This is a genomic window from Nitratireductor pacificus pht-3B (assembly GCF_000300335.1).
Classification (GTDB): domain Bacteria; phylum Pseudomonadota; class Alphaproteobacteria; order Rhizobiales; family Rhizobiaceae; genus Nitratireductor; species Nitratireductor pacificus.
Genome location: NZ_AMRM01000015.1, coordinates 67267 through 83452 on the forward strand (window position 1 = coordinate 67267; position 16186 = coordinate 83452).

The following is a 16186-nucleotide window of genomic DNA, read 5'->3' on the forward strand; positions in this document are numbered from 1 at the left end:
CCATGGCGGCCGTCGAACGTCTGCTCGACCTGCTGGACGGAGCGCTGCGGGCCTTCGCCGCGCTCTGTCTGGTCGTCCTTCTCGGGCTGGTCGCCGCGCAGGTCTTCCTGCGTTACGGCATCGGCAGCGTTCCCCTGTTCATGGAGGAGGTGGCGCGCTACGGCATGATCTGGATGGCGCTCGCCGCGACCGCGGTCGCCGTGCGCGAGGCGAGCCACATCAGCGTCGAGTTCGTGCCGGCGGTGCTGGCGGCGCAGGCGCCGGCGCTGGGCCGCGCCCTGAAATTCCTGCTCGAGCTGATCGCCCTGACGGTCTTCTTCGTCCTCGTCTGGTATGGCGTCGACATGATGCGCTTCGCCGCCGGCCAGACCAGCGAGGGCATGCGCATCCCGCTCTCCATTCCTTATGCGGCCCTGCCCGCCTGTTTCGCGCTGGCGGCGCTGTTTGCCTTGCTGCGCCTTCTCACCGGATCGCGGCATTCATGAGTATCGGCCTCCTGACCCTTCTCGGCGTCTTCCTCGGACTGCTGCTTGCCGGCCTGCCCATCGCCTGGGCGATGATCGCCGGCGTTCTCTCCTGGATGGCCATCACCGGAAACTGGGCCTTCCTGCCCATCGTTCCCGAACGCCTCTATCAGGGCATGGACAGCTTCGTGCTGATGGCCGTGCCGCTGTTCATCCTGGCGGGCGAGCTGGTCAATGCCGGACGCATCACCGACCGGCTGATCGCCTTCGCCAATGCCTGGTTCGGCGCGATGCGCGGCGGGCTGGCGCAGGTCAACATCGGCGCGTCGATCCTGTTCGCCGGCATCACGGGCGTGGCGTTGGGCGACATCGCTGCCCTTGGCCGCGTGTTCATCCCCGCCATGGTCAAGCAGGGCTACACCAGCGCCTATGCCGCCGCCGTCACCGCCTCGTCGTCGATCATCGGGCCGATGTTGCCACCGTCGCTGACCGCCGTCATCTACGGCTCGATCACCGACATCTCCATCGGCGCGCTGATGGCCGCCACCATTTTCCCGGGCCTCCTGATCGGCCTGGCGCAGATGATCCTCGTCGCCATACAGGCCCGCATCCACAATTTCCCCTCCGTCCAGGCCGACCGCTCGCCGAAGGCGCTGGCGAAGGTTTCCGGCGCCGCGCTGGTGCCGCTGATGATCCCGGTCATCATCCTCGCCGGCATCCTCGGCGGCATCATGACCCCCACCGAGGCCGGCGGCATCGCCTGCGTCTACGCGCTGGTGGTCGCGCTCTTCTTCTACCGCTCCGTCGACGCGCGCTCCCTGGCCGCCGTCTTCTCACGCTCTGCCCTCTTTTCCGGCCAGCTCCTGATCATCGTCGGCTGCGGCGCCGCGTTTTCCTGGGCGATGGGCATGGAGAACGTGCCACGCCTCCTGTCGGGCGCCATCGAGGGGTGGGACATGAGCCCGCTCGCCATCATGCTGGTGTTCAACGCGGCGCTGCTGGTGCTCGGCATGTTCATCGACCCGACGGCCGTGATCATCCTGTTCGGGCCGATCCTTGCCCATGCGGCGCAGGCGGCCGGCATCGACCCGCTGCATTTCGGCGTCGTTGCCATCCTCAACCTGAACATCGGGCTTCTGACCCCGCCGCTCGGGGTCTGCCTGTTCGCCGCCGAGCGGATGGCCGGCTGCGGCCTCGGCGCGCTCCTGCGCGCCACCGCCCCGTTCCTTGCCGTCAACCTGATCGCGCTGGCGATCGTTTCCGCCGTGCCGGGCCTGAGCCTCTGGCTGCCCCGGCTCCTCGGCTTCTGACACGCCTTTGCGGAGAGCATCATGAGCGACGAACGCCAGAAAACACCGCCGGTCGGCCCGAATATCGGCCACAGCGTCTCGGCCCTCGTCGAGGCGCCCGCCGAACGGGTCTTCGCCTTCCTCTCGGACGGCAAGGCACTCGGCCGCTGGGCACTCGGATCTTTCGGCACGAGAAGGGACGCGGAAACCGGCCTCTACCGGGGCCGGTCGCTGTTCGACGGCTCCGAGGGCTTTCTGCGGATCGACGCCAGAAGCGACCTCATGCTCATCGACTACCACATCGGCTCCCCGGACACCCTCCAGCCGCGCATCAGCGCCCGCGTCGTGCCGCACACGGTCTGCGGCCTGCCGGAAGGCACCTGCTATGCCACGCTGACGGCATGGCGCGGCGCCGGCATGGACGATGCACGCTGGCAGCGGCTCTGTGCCACGCACGAGGCGGAGATCTGGCTGATCAAGGCGCAGATCGAGACGGAAGCGAAGATGCGGCCCGCGCCCTGAGCGATTTTGTCAGGAGCCTTGCAATAGACGCCCGATTTCCGGCGGCGGCGGCGCGGGTTTGCGTTAGTCTCGCCCCATGCTGTTCCGACGCCCCGACGACGACCATCTCTACGAAGCGCTTGTAGCCCGCGACGCGGCGCTCGACGGCTTCGTCTATGCCGGCGTCACCACCACCGGCGTCTTCTGCCGCCTCACCTGCCCGGCGCGCAAGCCGAAGCGCGAGCACGTCGTGTTCTACGACACGGTGGCGCAGTGCTTCGAGGCGGGGCTGCGGCCCTGCAAGCGCTGTCGGCCGCTCGCCGCCGCCGGCGCAGCCGATCCGCTGGTGGAGGACCTGCTGGCGCGGCTGGATGCCCGGCCGGAGCGCCGCTGGTACGAGGCGGATATCGTCCGCCTGGGGCACGATCCCTCCACGGTCCGGCGCGCCTTCAACCGACGTTTCGGCATCAGCTTCCTCGAAATGGCGCGGCTGCGGCGCGTCGGCCTGGCGGTCGAGACCCTTTCCGGCGGCGCAAGCGTGATCGAGGCGCAGCAGGAGGCGGGCTTCGCCTCGGGCAGCGGTTTTCGCGACGCCGTGACCCGGCTGCTCGGCGAAGCGCCGGCCGGCATGCGCGGCCGGCCGCTCCTGCGCGCCGACTGGATCGAGACCCCGATCGGCACGATGGTGGCGATCGCCGACGATCATGCACTGCATATCCTGGAATTCCTCGAGCGGACCGCGCTGCCCGCCGAAATCCGCAAGCTCCGCAAGGCGACCGGCTCCGCCATCGCCCTCGGTCGCAGCGCCCCGATCGAACAGATCGCCGCCGAGCTCGATGCCTATTTCACCGGCCGCTCGGCGCGCTTCGAGACGCGGCTTGCCGGACACGGGACGCCTTTCGAGCGCGACGTCTGGCGGGTTTTGCGCGCGATCCCGCCCGGCGAGACGCGGAGCTACACGGGGATCGCCCATGCGCTGGACCGCCCGGACGCCGCCCGCGCCGCGGCGCGGGCCAACGGCACCAACCAGATCGCCATCGTCATCCCCTGCCACCGCGTGCTCTCCGCCGATGGCAGCCTGACCGGATATGGCGGCGGCCTGTGGCGCAAGCGCTGGCTGCTCGAACATGAGAAACTGAAATTTTCCCGCACAGGAGCGTCCCATGAGCCAGAGTGACAAAGCCCGCGCCTTCGCCGCCCTGCATGTGAAGGGCGATCCGCTGATCCTCTACAATGTCTGGGATGCCGGGTCGGCCAGGGCCGTCGCCGATGGCGGCGCCAGGGCGCTGGCGACCGGAAGCTGGTCGGTCGCCGCCGCGCACGGCTTTGGCGACGGCGAGAAGATCCCGCTCGATCTGCTGGTAACCGTAGCGGAGCGCATCGCAAGCGCGCTTGACCTGCCCCTCTCGGTCGATTTCGAGGGCGCCTATGCCGTGGAGCCTGCACAGGCGGCGGAGAATGTCGGCCGCATCATCGACGCGGGCGCGGTCGGCATCAATCTCGAGGACCAGATGGTGGGCGGCGACGGGCTTCATCCGATCCGCGACCAGGCCGCGCGGATCGCCGCCATCCGCGCCATGGCGGAGAAGCGGGGCATGCCCTTCTACATCAACGCCCGCACGGATCTCTTCCTGAAGGAGGGCGACCGCACCCGGCATGCCGCGCTGCTGGCCGAAGCGAAGGAGCGCGGCCGCGCCTATGCGGAAGCCGGCGCCAGCGGCTTCTTCGCGCCGGCGCTGGTGGACGAGGCGCTGATCGGCGATCTGTGCGCCGCGACCGACCTGCCGGTCAACATCATGGCCATGAAAGACGCGCCGGACGCCCGGCGCCTCGGCGCGCTCGGCGTGGCGCGCATCAGCCATGGGCCGGGCCCCTATCGCGCGGCGATGGCGTGGCTGAAGGAACAGGCGGCGGCGGTTTACGCCTAGGCTCGGCCTGCATATGGTGCCCTAGTGGTTCGACAGGCTCACCATGAGGGCTGTTGATGCATCGGTGCCCTGACGTGAATGAATGAGCCAGACTTGGCAGTAGCCCTCATGGTGAGCCTGTCGAACCACGAGGGCGCTTGGCACTGGCACGCCCCGGCAACCCAGAAGCGTCCGTCGCTCACCCGCCCGCGGACGGCTTGTTCCAATGAATGTGCTCCAGCGCCTGGATGCGGCCGCGCGAGGCGTCCCAGTCCTTGTGGGTCACCCGGTCGATGATGGCTTCCACCAGCGCGAGGAGCGCGACGCTGGAATCCCAGGTGCGGCCCGCATCGATGGCGCAGGGCAGCACCACCTTCGCATAGCGCGAGATCGGCGAGAGCCAGTTGTCGGTGATCAGCACGATGCGCGCCCTGCGCTCGCCGAGTAGCTCGCTCAGATGCACCAGGTCGCGCTGGTAGCGGCGGATGTCGAACAGCACCACCACGTCGCTGGCTTTCACGTCGAGCAGTTGGTCGTCCCAGGTGGATGTCTGGTCCTGGAAGCGGCGCACATTCGGCCGCACGATGCGCAGATGCGCGGCCATGTAGCGGGCGATGGCGTCGCTGAAACGTCCACCAAGGCAGTAGCAGGCAGCCTTGTGATCCGACAGGAGCGCGCAGGCCGCCTCGAACTCACTCTCGGGAATCGCGTCGAGCGTCGCGGCGATGTTCACCGCCGCGCGGTCGAAATAGGCGCCGAGCGCCGACCCCGCATGGGACCGTTCGCCCTTCTCCAGCGGCGACAGGAGTTCCGCCTGTATCTCGGCGCGCAGCGCGCGCTGGAACTCCGGATAGCCGGAAAAGCCGAGGCGGGAGACGAACCTCAACACGGTCGGCGCGCTGGTTCCGGCAAGCTCGGCAAACTCGGCGACGGTCGAAAGGCCGCTGCTCGGATAGTTGGCCAGGAAGGAATGCGCCACCTTCCGCTCCGCGTCGGTCATCTGGCCGAGCGCTTCGTGCACCTGCTCCCTGGTCCCCAAAACGTCTCCCCTTCCCGCTCGCCGTTCTTCCGCGGCGCACATCAAATCGATCCGTAATAAAAATTACACAATTGACAAACGAGCTGCAATGCTAATCATTATTACAAATTGGCATAAGCGGTCGCCCGCGGGAAACGGGCATCACTGGCAGGCGAGGAGAGCGTTCTGGTGGCAAAGGCGTGGCTTGACCCATCCGAGGGTTCGCCCGTCGCGATCGAGCGGCGGGATGGGCGTTCGCCCGTCATTCTCGTCTGCGAGCACGCTTCGCGAACCATTCCCCGCGCCCTCGGCACGTTGGGCGTGAAGCCCGAAACCCTGACCAGCCACGCCGCCTGGGACCTGGGCGCGCTCGAGGTCTCCCGCCGGCTTTCCGCCCTGCTCGACGCGCCGCTGATCCACCAGCGCTTCTCGCGCCTCGTCTATGATTGCAACCGTCCGCCCGAGGCGCCCGACGCCATCCCGGAAATGAGCGAGGTCCACGCCGTCCCCGGCAATCGCCGCCTGAGCGAGGCCGCGCGTCGCCAGCGCGTCACCGGCATCTACCATCCCTTTCGCGATGCGCTCGCTTCACTGATCGACGAACGGGCGGCCATGAAGCCCGCACCGGTGATCGTCACGATCCATTCCTTCACGCGCGTCTATTTCGGCATCACCCGACACCGGGCGGTCGGCATCCTGCATGACCGCGACCGGCGGCTGGCCGATGCCATGCTGGCGCTCTGCGAGCGCGAGGGCATCGCCAACGCCCTGCGCAACTACCCCTACGGCCCCGATGACGGGGTCACGCACACCTTGCGCGAGCACGCGATTTCGCGCGGGCTCGTCAATGTGATGATCGAGATCTGCAGCGATCTGATCCGCGACGCGGCGGAGCAGGACGACTGGGCGAAACGCCTAGCGCTTCTCCTCGGAGCAGCACTCGACGATCTGGATATCGAAACACACGCCGCCGGCCCGGCGAAAGCGTGATGAAGAAACACAGGGCAAAGCGGGAACGGGAGATTCGATAATGGGAGACCGGAGCCGATGCCGAACGCCATAAGGCGCTATGTGCGCTTCATCGACCGGACCAACGAGATCGTCGGGCTGATCATGATGTACATGATCTTCCTGATGATCGGCATCCTTCTGTATTCGTCGATCATGAAGACCGTCGCCATCCCGCCCCTGTGGACGCTGGAAATGGCGCAGTTCGTGATGGTCACCTACTACATGGTGGGCGGCGGCTGGGCGCTGAAGAACGACGCCCATGTGCGCATGGACCTGATCTACGCCAACTGGCAGCCCCGCACCAAGGCGCTGATAGACACCGTCACCGTCCTGTTCCTGATCTTCTACCTGTGCCTGCTGCTCTATGGCGGGTTCTCCTCCACCTCCTACGCCCTGAAATACGGCGAGACCAGCTACTCGGCCTGGTCGCCCTACATGGCGCCGGTCAAGATCATCATGTGCTTCGGCATCGCCCTGACGCTGCTACAGGCGGTCGCGCAGCTCTTCAAGGACATCGCCATCGCGCGCGGGGAGGAAATCTCTTGAGCTACGAACTCACCGCGATCCTGATGTTCGCCGGCATGATGGGCCTGCTCCTGACCGGACAGCGCGTGTTCGGCGCCATCGGCTTCATCGCCGTCGTCTTCACGCTTCTCCTGTGGGGAACGGGCGGCTCGGAGATCGCCTTCTCGGCCGCCATGAAGCTCATGAAATGGTACGCGCTGCTGACGCTGCCGCTGTTCATCTACATGGGCTACATGCTGTCGGAATCGGGCATCGCCGACGACCTCTACAAGATGTTCCATGTCTGGTTCGGGCCGGTGCGCGGCGGGCTGGCTATCGGCACCATCGCGCTGATGGTCGTGATCTCGGCGATGAACGGCCTGTCGGTCGCCGGCATGGCGATCGGCGCCACCATCGCCCTGCCCGAGCTTCTGCGGCGCGGCTACGACAAGGTGATGGTGACCGGCGTCATCCAGGCGGGCTCCTCGCTCGGCATCCTCGTGCCGCCCAGCGTCGTGCTGGTGCTCTACGCGATGATCGCCCGCCAGCCGGTCGGCCAGCTCTGGCTCGCCGGGGTCTTTCCGGGCCTGCTGATGGCCGGGCTGTTCATCCTCTACATCGCCGTCCGCTGCTGGCTCCAGCCGAAGCTCGGCCCGGCCCTGCCGGCGGAGGAACGGGCCATGCCGCTCTCCGAGAAGCTGAAGCTTCTGTCGGCCGGCATCCTGCCCTTCATGATCTTCTTCCTGATGACCGGCCTGTTCGTCATGGGCGTGACCAGCCTCGTCGAGAGTTCGGCCATCGGCGCGGTCTCGGCGACCGCCGCAGCCGCCATCCGCGGGCGCCTGACGCTGAAGGTGATCCACAGCACCGTGCGCAACACGCTGTCCGTCTCGTGCATGTTCATGTGGATCATACTCGCCGCGCTCTGCTTCGGCGCGGTGTTCGACGGGCTGGGCGCGGTCAAGGCGATCGAGGGCTTCTTCATCGGCGAGCTGGGTCTCTCGCCCTGGGAGATCCTGATCCTGATGCAGCTCTCCTACCTGATCATGGGCATGTTCCTGGACGACACTGCGATGCTGGTCATCGTCGCGCCGCTCTACGTGCCGCTGGTCAAGCTGCTCGGCTTCGACCTGATCTGGTACGGCGTGCTCTACACGATCACCTGCCAGATCGCCTACATGACCCCGCCCTTCGGCTACAACCTGTTCCTGATGCGCGCCATGGCGCCGCCGGAAGTCAGCCTGCGCGACATCTACCGCTCCATCATACCCTTCGTCGCGGTGATGATCCTGGCCCTGATCATCGTCATGGCCTTCCCGCAGATCGCCCTGTGGCTACCGCAACACATCTACATCCGCTGAGAAAACGGGAGACCGGCCGAGCAAAGGAGGTGAGGAAGAGATCAGAAGCCTGCGCGAGAAGGAACCGGCAAGCGGCCGGAAAAACAATGAGAGGAGTGAACGGAGATGCAGAACAGACGCGATTTTCTCAAGAAGGCGGGCATCGCTTCGGCGGCCGCCACCGGCGCCTCGGCGCTCGCCATGCCGCACGTCCGCGCGCAAAGCCAGATCAAGTGGCGGCTGCAGACCTATGCCGGACCGGCGCTGGCCGAGCATGTGGTGAAGCCCGCCATCGACGCTTTCAACAAGGTGGCCAATGGCGAGATGGTGATCGAGCTCTACACGGCCGACCAGTTGGTACCGACGGGCGAACTGTTCCGCGCCATGCAGGCCGGCACGATCGACGCCGTGCAGTCGGATGAGGACTCCATGGCCGCACCGGTCGACGTCTCCGTCTTCGGCGGCTACTTCCCCTTCGCCACTCGCTATTCGCTCGACGTGCCTGTCCTGTTCAACCAGTGGGGCCTGAAGGAGATCTGGGAGGAAGCCTACAGCGAGGTCGAGAACGTCACCTGGCTCTCCGCCGGTTCCTGGGACCCCTGCCACTTCAACACGGTCGAGCCGATCAACAGCCTCGCCGACCTGAAGGGCAAGCGCGTCTTCACCTTCCCGACAGCCGGCAAGTTCCTCGCCCAGTTCGGCGTCGTGCCGGTGACCATCCCCTACGAGGATGTCGAGGTGGCCGTGCAGACGGGCGAGCTCGACGGCATCGCCTGGTCGGGCATCACCGAGGACTACACGGTCGGCTGGGCCGACGTGACCAACTACTTCCTGACCAACAACATCACCGGCGCCTGGATTGGCTCCTTCTTCGCCAACACCGAACGCTGGAACGAGGTGCCGGACCACCTGAAGGCGCTGTTCCAGCTCTGCATGGACTCCTCCCACTACTACCGTCAGTGGTGGTACTGGGGCGGCGAGGCCAAGCTGCGCGTCGAGGGCACCAAGCTGCAGCTCACCACCATCCCCGACGCCGAATGGGCGCAGGTGGAGGAAGCGGCGGCGAAGTTCTGGGACGAGATCGCCGCGCAGAGCGAACGCAGCGCCCGCGTGGTCAAGATCCTGAAGGACTACAACGCCGCCATGGGCAAGGCGGGCCGGCCCTATCGCTACACCTGAACACACGGGCACTCGCCCCTCACCCTTACCCTCTCCCCGTAAAACGGGGAGAGGGGGTCGCCAACGTCACAACGAGTTTCCTTCTCCCCGTGAATGGGGGTCCGAAGGACGGGCCGAGACCCGTGGCTCGGCCCCGGTTGGTGCCGGCAGGCGGATGAGGGGCGGGCGCAGACTAAAGATCACCACCAAGGCAGACACAGACAGGACAGACCAGATGGCGGGCAAACTAACTTTGGAAGGGCTGAAGGCCGCGGCCGAGAAGGGCGAGATCGACACCGTACTGGTGGCCCTCGTCGACATGCAGGGCCGGCTGATGGGCAAGCGCTTCCATGTGGACTTCTTCCTCGCGAGCGGCTTCGAGGAGACCCACGGCTGCAACTACCTGCTCGCCACCGATCTGGAAATGGTCACGGTGGAAGGCTTCAAGGCGACAAGCTGGGAGGCGGGTTACGGCGACTACACGATGAAGCCTGATCTCTCCACGCTGCGCCGCATTCCCTGGCTCGAGGGCACGGCTCTGGTGCTGTGCGACGTGCTCGACCACCACACCCATGAGGACGTGCCGCATTCGCCGCGCGCCGTCCTGAAAAGGCAGGTCGCGAGGCTCGAGGCGATGGGCATGAAGGCCATGATGGCCTCGGAGCTAGAATTCTTCCTGTTCCGCGATTCCTTCGAGGAAGCGAGCGCCAAGGGCTATCGCGGCCTGGAGCGGATCGGCGCCTACAACGAGGACTACCACATCTTCCAGACCACCAAGGAAGAGGATGTGATGCGCGCCATCCGCAACGGGCTGAACGGTGCCGACATACCGGTCGAGAACTCCAAGGGCGAGGCGGACGCCGGGCAGGAGGAGATCAATGTGCGCTATGCCGACGCGCTGACCATGGCCGACCGGCACGCCATCATCAAGAACGGTTGCAAGGAGATCGCCTGGCAGAAGGGCCGCGCCGTCAGCTTCATGGCGAAGTGGGACAACCAGGCGGCCGGCAGCTCCGCACATGTCCACCAGTCGCTGTGGTCGCTCGACGGCAAGCCCCTGTTCTTCGACCCCGAGGGCGAGCACGGCATGTCGGCGATGATGCGCCGCTATCTCGCAGGCCTGCTGGCGCATGCCGGAGAGATCACCTATTTCCTCGCCCCCTACATCAACTCCTACAAGCGTTTCGCCGCCGGCACCTTCGCGCCGACGAAGGCGATCTGGTCGTTCGACAACCGCACGGCGGGCTATCGCGTCTGCGGCGGCGACACCAGGGCCGTACGGGCGGAATGCCGCGTGGGCGGCGCGGATCTGAATCCCCATCTGGCGTTTGCGGCGTTGATCGCGGCAGGGCTGGATGGCATTGAAAACGAGAGAGAACTGGAACCGGCCTTCGTCGGCGATGCGTATCACGGCAGCGGGATCCGGGAGATCCCGTCCACCCTGCGCGACGCGACGACCGCCCTCGACAGTTCCGAAATGCTGCGCAAGGCGTTTGGCGACGATGTGATCGACCATTATGTCCACGCGGCCCGCTGGGAACAGACAGAGTATGACCGCCGCGTCACCGATTGGGAGATCAGGCGCGGCTTCGAGAGAGCATGAGATGACGAACACCCCATCCAGAACATTGCAGTGCATTTCCCCGATTGACGGCTCGGTCTATGCCGAACGTCCCGTCATGGACCCGGACAAGGCGGCCGCTCTTCTCGCGCGCGCCCGTCCCGCCCAGAAGGCCTGGGCAGGGCGCCCGCTCGACGAGCGCATCGCGCTGGTCAATGCCGGCGTCGCGCGCCTCAACGAGATGACCGACGAGGTTGTGCCGGAACTCGCCCACATGATGGGACGCCCGGTGCGCTATGGCGGTGAGTTCGGCGGCATGAACGAGCGTTCCGCCTATATGGCTGAAATCGCCGCGCGGGCGCTGGCGCCCATCGTCATCGAGGATTCCGAGGCGTTCGACCGGCACATCGCCCACGATCCGCATGGCGTGGTCGGCGTCATCGCTCCCTGGAACTATCCCTACATGACGGCGATGAACACCATCGTCCCCGCGCTGATCGCCGGCAATGCCGTTGCCGTGAAGCATGCGACCCAGACACTGCTCGTCGGCGAACGCATCGTCCGCGCCTTCCACGAGGCGGGCATCCCGGAGGAGTTGTTCGTCAACCTGTTCCTCGATCATCAGGGCACGGAAAAGCTCATCGGCGCCCGCGCCTTCGACTTCGTCAACTTCACCGGCTCCGTCGGTGGCGGTCAGGCCATCGAGAGGGCGGCCGCAGGCACCTTCACCGGCCTTGGGCTGGAACTGGGCGGCAAGGACCCCGGCTATGTCATGGAGGACGCCGACCTCGACTGGGCCGTGGACGTGCTGATGGACGGCGCGATGTACAATGCCGGCCAGTGCTGCTGCGGCATCGAGCGCATCTATGTGGCGGAACCCCTGTTCGATGCCTTCGTCGAGAAATCCGTTGCCTGGGTGTCGAAACTCAAGCTCGGCAACCCGATTTCACCGGAAACCACCATTGGTCCGATGGCCAACCGCCGCTTTGCCGACACGGTGCGCTCGCAGACCGAGGACGCGGTTTCGCAGGGCGCCAGCAGGCTGATCGACGCGACGCTGTTCCCGGAGGATGACGGCGGCACCTATCTGATGCCGCAGGTGCTCGTCGGCGTGAACCACCAGATGCGCGTGATGCGCGAGGAAAGCTTCGGCCCGGTCGTCGGCATCATGCCGGTGAAGGACGACGCCGAGGCACTGACCCTGATGAACGATTGCGAGTTCGGCCTGACGGCGTCCCTGTGGACTGCCGATCCCGAGCGCGCGGCCCGGCTGGGCGCCGAAATCGAGACCGGCACCGTGTTCATGAACCGCGCCGACTATCTGGACCCCGCGCTCTGCTGGACCGGCTGCAAGAACACCGGCCGCGGCGGCGCGCTGTCCGAGATCGGCTACCACAACCTCACCCGACCCAAATCCTACCACCTCAGGAAGAAGCAAGCATGAGCCTCGTCGCCAACTGGTCCTACCCGACATCCATCCGCTTCGGCGCCGGGCGCATCAAGGAACTGGCCGAGGCCTGCAAGGCGGCCGGCATCAAGAAACCCCTGCTCGTCACCGACCGGGGCCTTGCGAACATGGAGATCACCCGCAACGCGCTCGACCTCCTGGAGGGCGCCGGTCTCGGCCGCGCCATGTTCTCGGAGGTGGACCCCAACCCGAACGAGAAGAACCTCGCGGCGGGCGTGCGGATGTTCACCGATGGCGGCCATGACGGCGTGATCGCCTTCGGCGGCGGTTCCGGCCTCGATCTCGGCAAGCTCGTCGCCTTCATGGCCGGCCAGACGCGGCCCGTCTGGGATTTCGAGGACATCGGCGACTGGTGGACCCGCGCCGACGCCGCGAAGATCGCGCCCAACGTCGCCGTGCCGACCACCGCAGGCACCGGCTCGGAGGTCGGCCGCGCCGGCGTGCTCACCAACTCGGCAACCCATGTGAAGAAGATCATCTTCCATCCGAAGATCCTGCCCTCGGTGGTGATCTGCGACCCGGAACTAACGGTCGGCATGCCGAAGGCGATCACCGCCGGCACCGGCATGGACGCCTTCGCCCACTGCCTCGAGGCCTATTCCTCGCCCTTCTACCACCCGATGAGCCAGGGCATCGCACTGGAGGGCATGCGGCTGGTGAAGGAATACCTGCCCCGCGCCTATGCCGACGGCACGGACATCGAGGCACGCGCGCAGATGATGAGCGCGGCCGCCATGGGCGCCGTCGCCTTCCAGAAGGGGCTGGGCGCCATCCACGCGCTGTCGCACCCGGTCGGCGCCGTCTACAACACCCATCACGGCACCACCAATGCCGTGGTGATGCCCCCGGTTCTGCGGCTCAACAGGCAGGTGGTCGAGACCCGCATCAACGCCGCCGCCGCCTATCTGGGGATCGCCGGCGGTTTCGACGGCTTCTACGATTTCGTCATGGAACTGCGCGCCGGTCTCGGCATTCCCGACCGGCTGTCGGCCCTCGGCGTCGGCACGGACCGCATCGACGAGATGGTGGCAATGGCCCTGGAGGATCCGAGCGCCGGCGGCAACCCGGTCGAGATGACCGTGGAGAACACGAAGGCGCTGTTCGAGGCGTGTATCTGAGGGAAGCGGCAGGCGCCCGCCCCTCATCCGCAAGCCCCCCTCTCCCGCAAGCGGGGGTCCGAAGGACGGGTCGAGACCCGTGGCTCGACCCCGGTCGGGTAAGGGTGAGGGGCGATCTTACGACGCCACCATCTACAACCCCAGCGACACCGTGATCACTCCCGGCTCGGACGCGCCGTCCTTCACCTCGAAGCCGAATTCCCGGCACAGAGAGAGCATCTTGGTATTGTCCGACAGCACGATCCCCTCGATGGCGCCGATCTCCTCCTCCCGCGCGTAGTCAATGAGCTGCTTGAGCAGGGCGAAGCCAAGTCCGTGCCCCTGCAGGTCGGTGCGCACCAGAAGGCCGTATTCGGCGATTTCCTTGTCGGGGTCGGCGGAAAGGCGGCCGATGCCTGCCATCTCGCCGTCCTCGGCGCGCAGCGCGATGAAGGCCATGTCGCGCTCGTAATCGAGCTGTGTCAGGCGCAAAAGCATCTCGTCGGGAAAATGCTTGCGCGGCGCGAGGAAGCGGAAGCGGATGTCCTCCGGCGAAACCCGCGCGAGGAAGTCCGGGAACAGCGCCACATCCGCCGGCTTGATCGGCCGGAGATGATAGCGGTGGCCTTCGAGGTCCACATCCTTCTCCCAGCCGTCCGGATAGGGCCTGATCGCCAGATCCGGGTTCGGTCCCTGCCGGTCGATTTCCTCCGGTTCGATCTCGATGCGCGCGTCGAGCGCCACCACGCCATCGCTGTCCGCCAGCAGCGGGTTGATGTCCATGCCCTTGATGCAGGGAAAATCGACGATCATCCGCGACATGGCGTTGAGCGCGCCGGCGATGGCCGCGCGGTCGGCCGGCGCGCGGTCGCGATAGCCGGCCAGCAGCTTGCCGATTCGGGTGGAATCGATCAGGTCGCCGGCCAGCACGTCGTCGAGCGGCGGCAGGGCGATGGCCGTGTCGTCGACCACCTCGACCGAGGTTCCCCCGGCGCCGAACAGCACCACCGGCCCGAAGATCGGATCCTGGCTGACGCCGAGGATCAGCTCATGCGCATGCTTGCGCACCACCATGGGCTGGACGACGAAGCCTTCCAGCGCATCTTCCGAACCCGCATCCTTCAGCCGCGCGACGATGCCCTGCGCCGCCTCGGCGGCGGCTTCCGGTGTCTTCAGGTCGAGCACCACGCCCCCGACATCCGATTTGTGGCTGATCGCCCTCGACAGGAGCTTCACCACCACCCGCGCGGAGGTATTGAGCATCTCCGCGGCCGCCTCTCCGGTAGCCTCGGGCGTCTTCGTCACCTTAGTCGCCGGCACGGGAATCCCATAGGCGGCGATGGCCGCCTTCGCCTCCGGCTCGGTCAGCATGCGCCGCCTCTCGCCGGCCGCGCCGCGCAGGATCGCCGCCAGCGCCTCGCGGTCGCCGCGCACGTCCTCGCTGCCACTCGATGGCACGCGCGTCAGCGCCTTCTGCGCGCGCGACCACTCGCCGAGATAGGACAGCGCCGCCGTGGCGCTGGACGGCGTGGCGAAGTTGGCGATGCCGGCGTCCTGCAGGATGCGCCGCCCCTCGCGCGCCGTCTTCTCGCCGAGCCAGCAGGTGATCAGCGGCTTGCCGTTGATCCGCCCGCGCTCGGCAAGGGCGGCGACAGCCCGCGCCGCGTCCGACGGCGAGGCAAGGCCGGTCGGGCAGTTGAACACCAGGACCGCATCGGTGCCCTCGTCCTCGCCCACTGCGCGCACGGCTTCGCTGTAGCGGTCCGGGGGCGCGTCGCCGATGATGTCGGCCGGGTTGGAATGCGACCAGTTGGGCGGCAGCGCCTTGTCGAGCCGCGCCAGCGTCGCGTCGGAGAACGCCGCCAGCTCGCCCTCGAAGTCGATCAGCCGGTCGACCGCCAGCACCCCCGCGCCGCCGCCATTGCTGACGATGCCGACACGCGACTGTTCCAGTGGGGAAAAGCGCGCCAGGACCTCGGCCGCGTCGAACAGCTCTCCGAGATCGAGCACCCGCAGGATGCCGGCGCGCCGCAGCGCGGCTTCCACCACCCGGTCGGCGCCCGACAACGCGCCCGTATGGGTGGCGGCGGCCTCGGCCGCCTGCGCATGCCGCCCGGACTTGATGGCGATCACCGGCTTCAGCCGCGCCGCGGCGCGCGCCGCCGTCATGAACTTGCGTGGATTGGGAATGGTCTCCAGATACATCAGGATGGCGCGCGTCTTTCCGTCGCCGGCCAGCATCTCCAGATAGTCGCCCACATCGACATCGGCCATGTCGCCGAGCGAGACGATATGCGAGAAGCCGACGCCCTCCTCCGCCGCCCAGTCGACCAGCGAGGTGGCGATGGCGCCCGATTGCGACAGGAGCGCCAGCCCGCCGGCTTTTGGCTGCATGTGGGCGAAGCTGGCGTTGAACTTCATCGGCGGCACGATCAGGCCGATCGTGTTCGGCCCGATGATGCGGAAGAGATGCGGCCTCGCCGCGTCGAGCATGGCTTGGCGCAAGCCGTTCTCGCGCGTCAGGCCGGCGGTGATGACGACCGCCGTGCGTGTGCCCTTCTCGCCGAGTTCGGCGATGATGCCCGGCACGGTCTCCGGCGGCGTGACGATCACGGCGATGTCCGGCACTTCGGGTATCTGGCCGACCCGGGCGTAGCAGCGGCGGTCGCCCACCTTCTTATATTTCGGATTGACCGGCCAGATCGCGCCCTCGAAACCGCCCTCGATCAGGTTCCGCATCACGATCCTGCCGACGGCGCCCTCTCGCGTCGAAGCGCCGATGACGGCGACGGAGTTCGGGCGGGCGGCGTGCTCGAGATTGCGGATCGTCATTGGCGGAAACTCCGGTTCGCAGCATCACGGCACCCC

14 protein-coding genes are annotated in these 16186 nt (G+C 66.9%); 12 read left to right on the top strand and 2 right to left on the bottom strand.

Annotated features, from left to right (window positions below):
- The first annotated feature begins 2 nt into the window (after positions 1-2).
- The 5 genes from NA2_RS13965 (at position 3) to NA2_RS13985 (ending at position 4182) form a co-directional block, all read left to right on the top strand.
- Positions 3-485, top strand: coding sequence for a TRAP transporter small permease (locus NA2_RS13965; RefSeq protein WP_008597621.1), 483 nt, complete (start codon positions 3-5; stop codon positions 483-485).
- Entirely contained in the window at positions 482-1774 is a 1293-nt protein-coding gene (locus NA2_RS13970) for a TRAP transporter large permease (protein ID WP_008597622.1), read from the top strand. Before NA2_RS13965 ends, NA2_RS13970 begins: the two co-directional genes overlap by 4 nt.
- 21 nt (positions 1775-1795) lie before the next feature.
- Positions 1796-2275 (top strand): SRPBCC family protein, encoded by a 480-nt coding sequence (locus NA2_RS13975; protein WP_008597623.1) that lies wholly within the window; start codon positions 1796-1798, stop codon positions 2273-2275.
- Between the two features lie 76 nt (positions 2276-2351).
- Positions 2352-3431: a bifunctional transcriptional activator/DNA repair enzyme AdaA gene (locus NA2_RS13980; protein WP_008597624.1), complete on the top strand. Its 1080-nt coding sequence runs from the start codon at positions 2352-2354 to the stop codon at positions 3429-3431.
- The gene (locus NA2_RS13985) at positions 3418-4182 is read left to right on the top strand and encodes an isocitrate lyase/PEP mutase family protein (RefSeq protein ID WP_008597625.1); all 765 of its coding nucleotides are present in this window, start codon (positions 3418-3420) and stop codon (positions 4180-4182) included. Before NA2_RS13980 ends, NA2_RS13985 begins: the two co-directional genes overlap by 14 nt.
- Positions 4183-4360: 178 nt before the next feature.
- On the opposite strand, the gene NA2_RS13990 is transcribed toward NA2_RS13985, so the two are convergent.
- A complete protein-coding gene (locus NA2_RS13990; protein WP_008597626.1) occupies positions 4361-5200 on the bottom strand; it encodes a MurR/RpiR family transcriptional regulator in 840 nt (279 codons plus the stop codon).
- Positions 5201-5368: 168 nt separating this feature from the next.
- Between NA2_RS13990 and NA2_RS13995 the strand changes: the two genes are divergently transcribed.
- From NA2_RS13995 to NA2_RS14025, 7 genes are all read left to right on the top strand, one after another.
- On the top strand, positions 5369-6169 hold the full coding sequence (locus NA2_RS13995) for an N-formylglutamate amidohydrolase (protein ID WP_008597627.1): 801 nt from the start codon (positions 5369-5371) through the stop codon (positions 6167-6169).
- A gap of 57 nt (positions 6170-6226) precedes the next feature.
- Positions 6227-6736, top strand: coding sequence for a TRAP transporter small permease subunit (locus tag NA2_RS14000; RefSeq protein ID WP_008597628.1), 510 nt, complete (start codon positions 6227-6229; stop codon positions 6734-6736).
- Positions 6733-8055 carry a TRAP transporter large permease gene (locus tag NA2_RS14005; RefSeq protein ID WP_008597629.1) on the top strand — a complete coding sequence of 441 codons (1323 nt, stop codon included), beginning with the start codon at positions 6733-6735 and terminating at the stop codon, positions 8053-8055. Before NA2_RS14000 ends, NA2_RS14005 begins: the two co-directional genes overlap by 4 nt.
- Positions 8056-8160: 105 nt before the next feature.
- Complete coding sequence (locus tag NA2_RS14010) at positions 8161-9213, top strand: TRAP transporter substrate-binding protein (RefSeq protein ID WP_008597630.1); 1053 nt, start codon at positions 8161-8163, stop codon at positions 9211-9213.
- 214 nt (positions 9214-9427) lie between these two features.
- On the top strand, positions 9428-10795 hold the full coding sequence (locus tag NA2_RS14015; RefSeq protein ID WP_008597631.1) for a glutamine synthetase family protein: 1368 nt from the start codon (positions 9428-9430) through the stop codon (positions 10793-10795).
- A gap of 1 nt (position 10796) precedes the next feature.
- A complete protein-coding gene (locus NA2_RS14020; protein WP_040677929.1) occupies positions 10797-12197 on the top strand; it encodes an aldehyde dehydrogenase family protein in 1401 nt (466 codons plus the stop codon).
- Positions 12194-13339, top strand: a complete 1146-nt coding sequence (locus NA2_RS14025) for an iron-containing alcohol dehydrogenase (RefSeq protein WP_008597633.1) — start codon at positions 12194-12196, stop codon at positions 13337-13339. Before NA2_RS14020 ends, NA2_RS14025 begins: the two co-directional genes overlap by 4 nt.
- A 132-nt stretch (positions 13340-13471) precedes the next feature.
- Here NA2_RS14025 and NA2_RS14030 read toward each other — a convergent pair whose 3' ends face one another.
- Positions 13472-16150 carry a bifunctional acetate--CoA ligase family protein/GNAT family N-acetyltransferase gene (locus NA2_RS14030; RefSeq protein ID WP_008597634.1) on the bottom strand — a complete coding sequence of 893 codons (2679 nt, stop codon included), beginning with the start codon at positions 16148-16150 and terminating at the stop codon, positions 13472-13474.
- Positions 16151-16186: the final 36 nt, after the last annotated feature.

Coding starts and splice junctions, on each gene's coding strand:
- NA2_RS14025 (WP_008597633.1), top strand. CDS start 12,194: ATGAGCCTCGTCGCCAACTGGTCCTACCCGACATCCATCCGCTTCGGC.
- NA2_RS13985 (WP_008597625.1), top strand. CDS start 3,418: ATGAGCCAGAGTGACAAAGCCCGCGCCTTCGCCGCCCTGCATGTGAAG.
- NA2_RS14010 (WP_008597630.1), top strand. CDS start 8,161: ATGCAGAACAGACGCGATTTTCTCAAGAAGGCGGGCATCGCTTCGGCG.
- NA2_RS13965 (WP_008597621.1), top strand. CDS start 3: ATGGCGGCCGTCGAACGTCTGCTCGACCTGCTGGACGGAGCGCTGCGG.
- NA2_RS14030 (WP_008597634.1), bottom strand. CDS start 16,150: ATGACGATCCGCAATCTCGAGCACGCCGCCCGCCCGAACTCCGTCGCC.
- NA2_RS14020 (WP_040677929.1), top strand. CDS start 10,797: ATGACGAACACCCCATCCAGAACATTGCAGTGCATTTCCCCGATTGAC.
- NA2_RS13980 (WP_008597624.1), top strand. CDS start 2,352: ATGCTGTTCCGACGCCCCGACGACGACCATCTCTACGAAGCGCTTGTA.
- NA2_RS13970 (WP_008597622.1), top strand. CDS start 482: ATGAGTATCGGCCTCCTGACCCTTCTCGGCGTCTTCCTCGGACTGCTG.
- NA2_RS13975 (WP_008597623.1), top strand. CDS start 1,796: ATGAGCGACGAACGCCAGAAAACACCGCCGGTCGGCCCGAATATCGGC.
- NA2_RS14015 (WP_008597631.1), top strand. CDS start 9,428: ATGGCGGGCAAACTAACTTTGGAAGGGCTGAAGGCCGCGGCCGAGAAG.
- NA2_RS14000 (WP_008597628.1), top strand. CDS start 6,227: ATGCCGAACGCCATAAGGCGCTATGTGCGCTTCATCGACCGGACCAAC.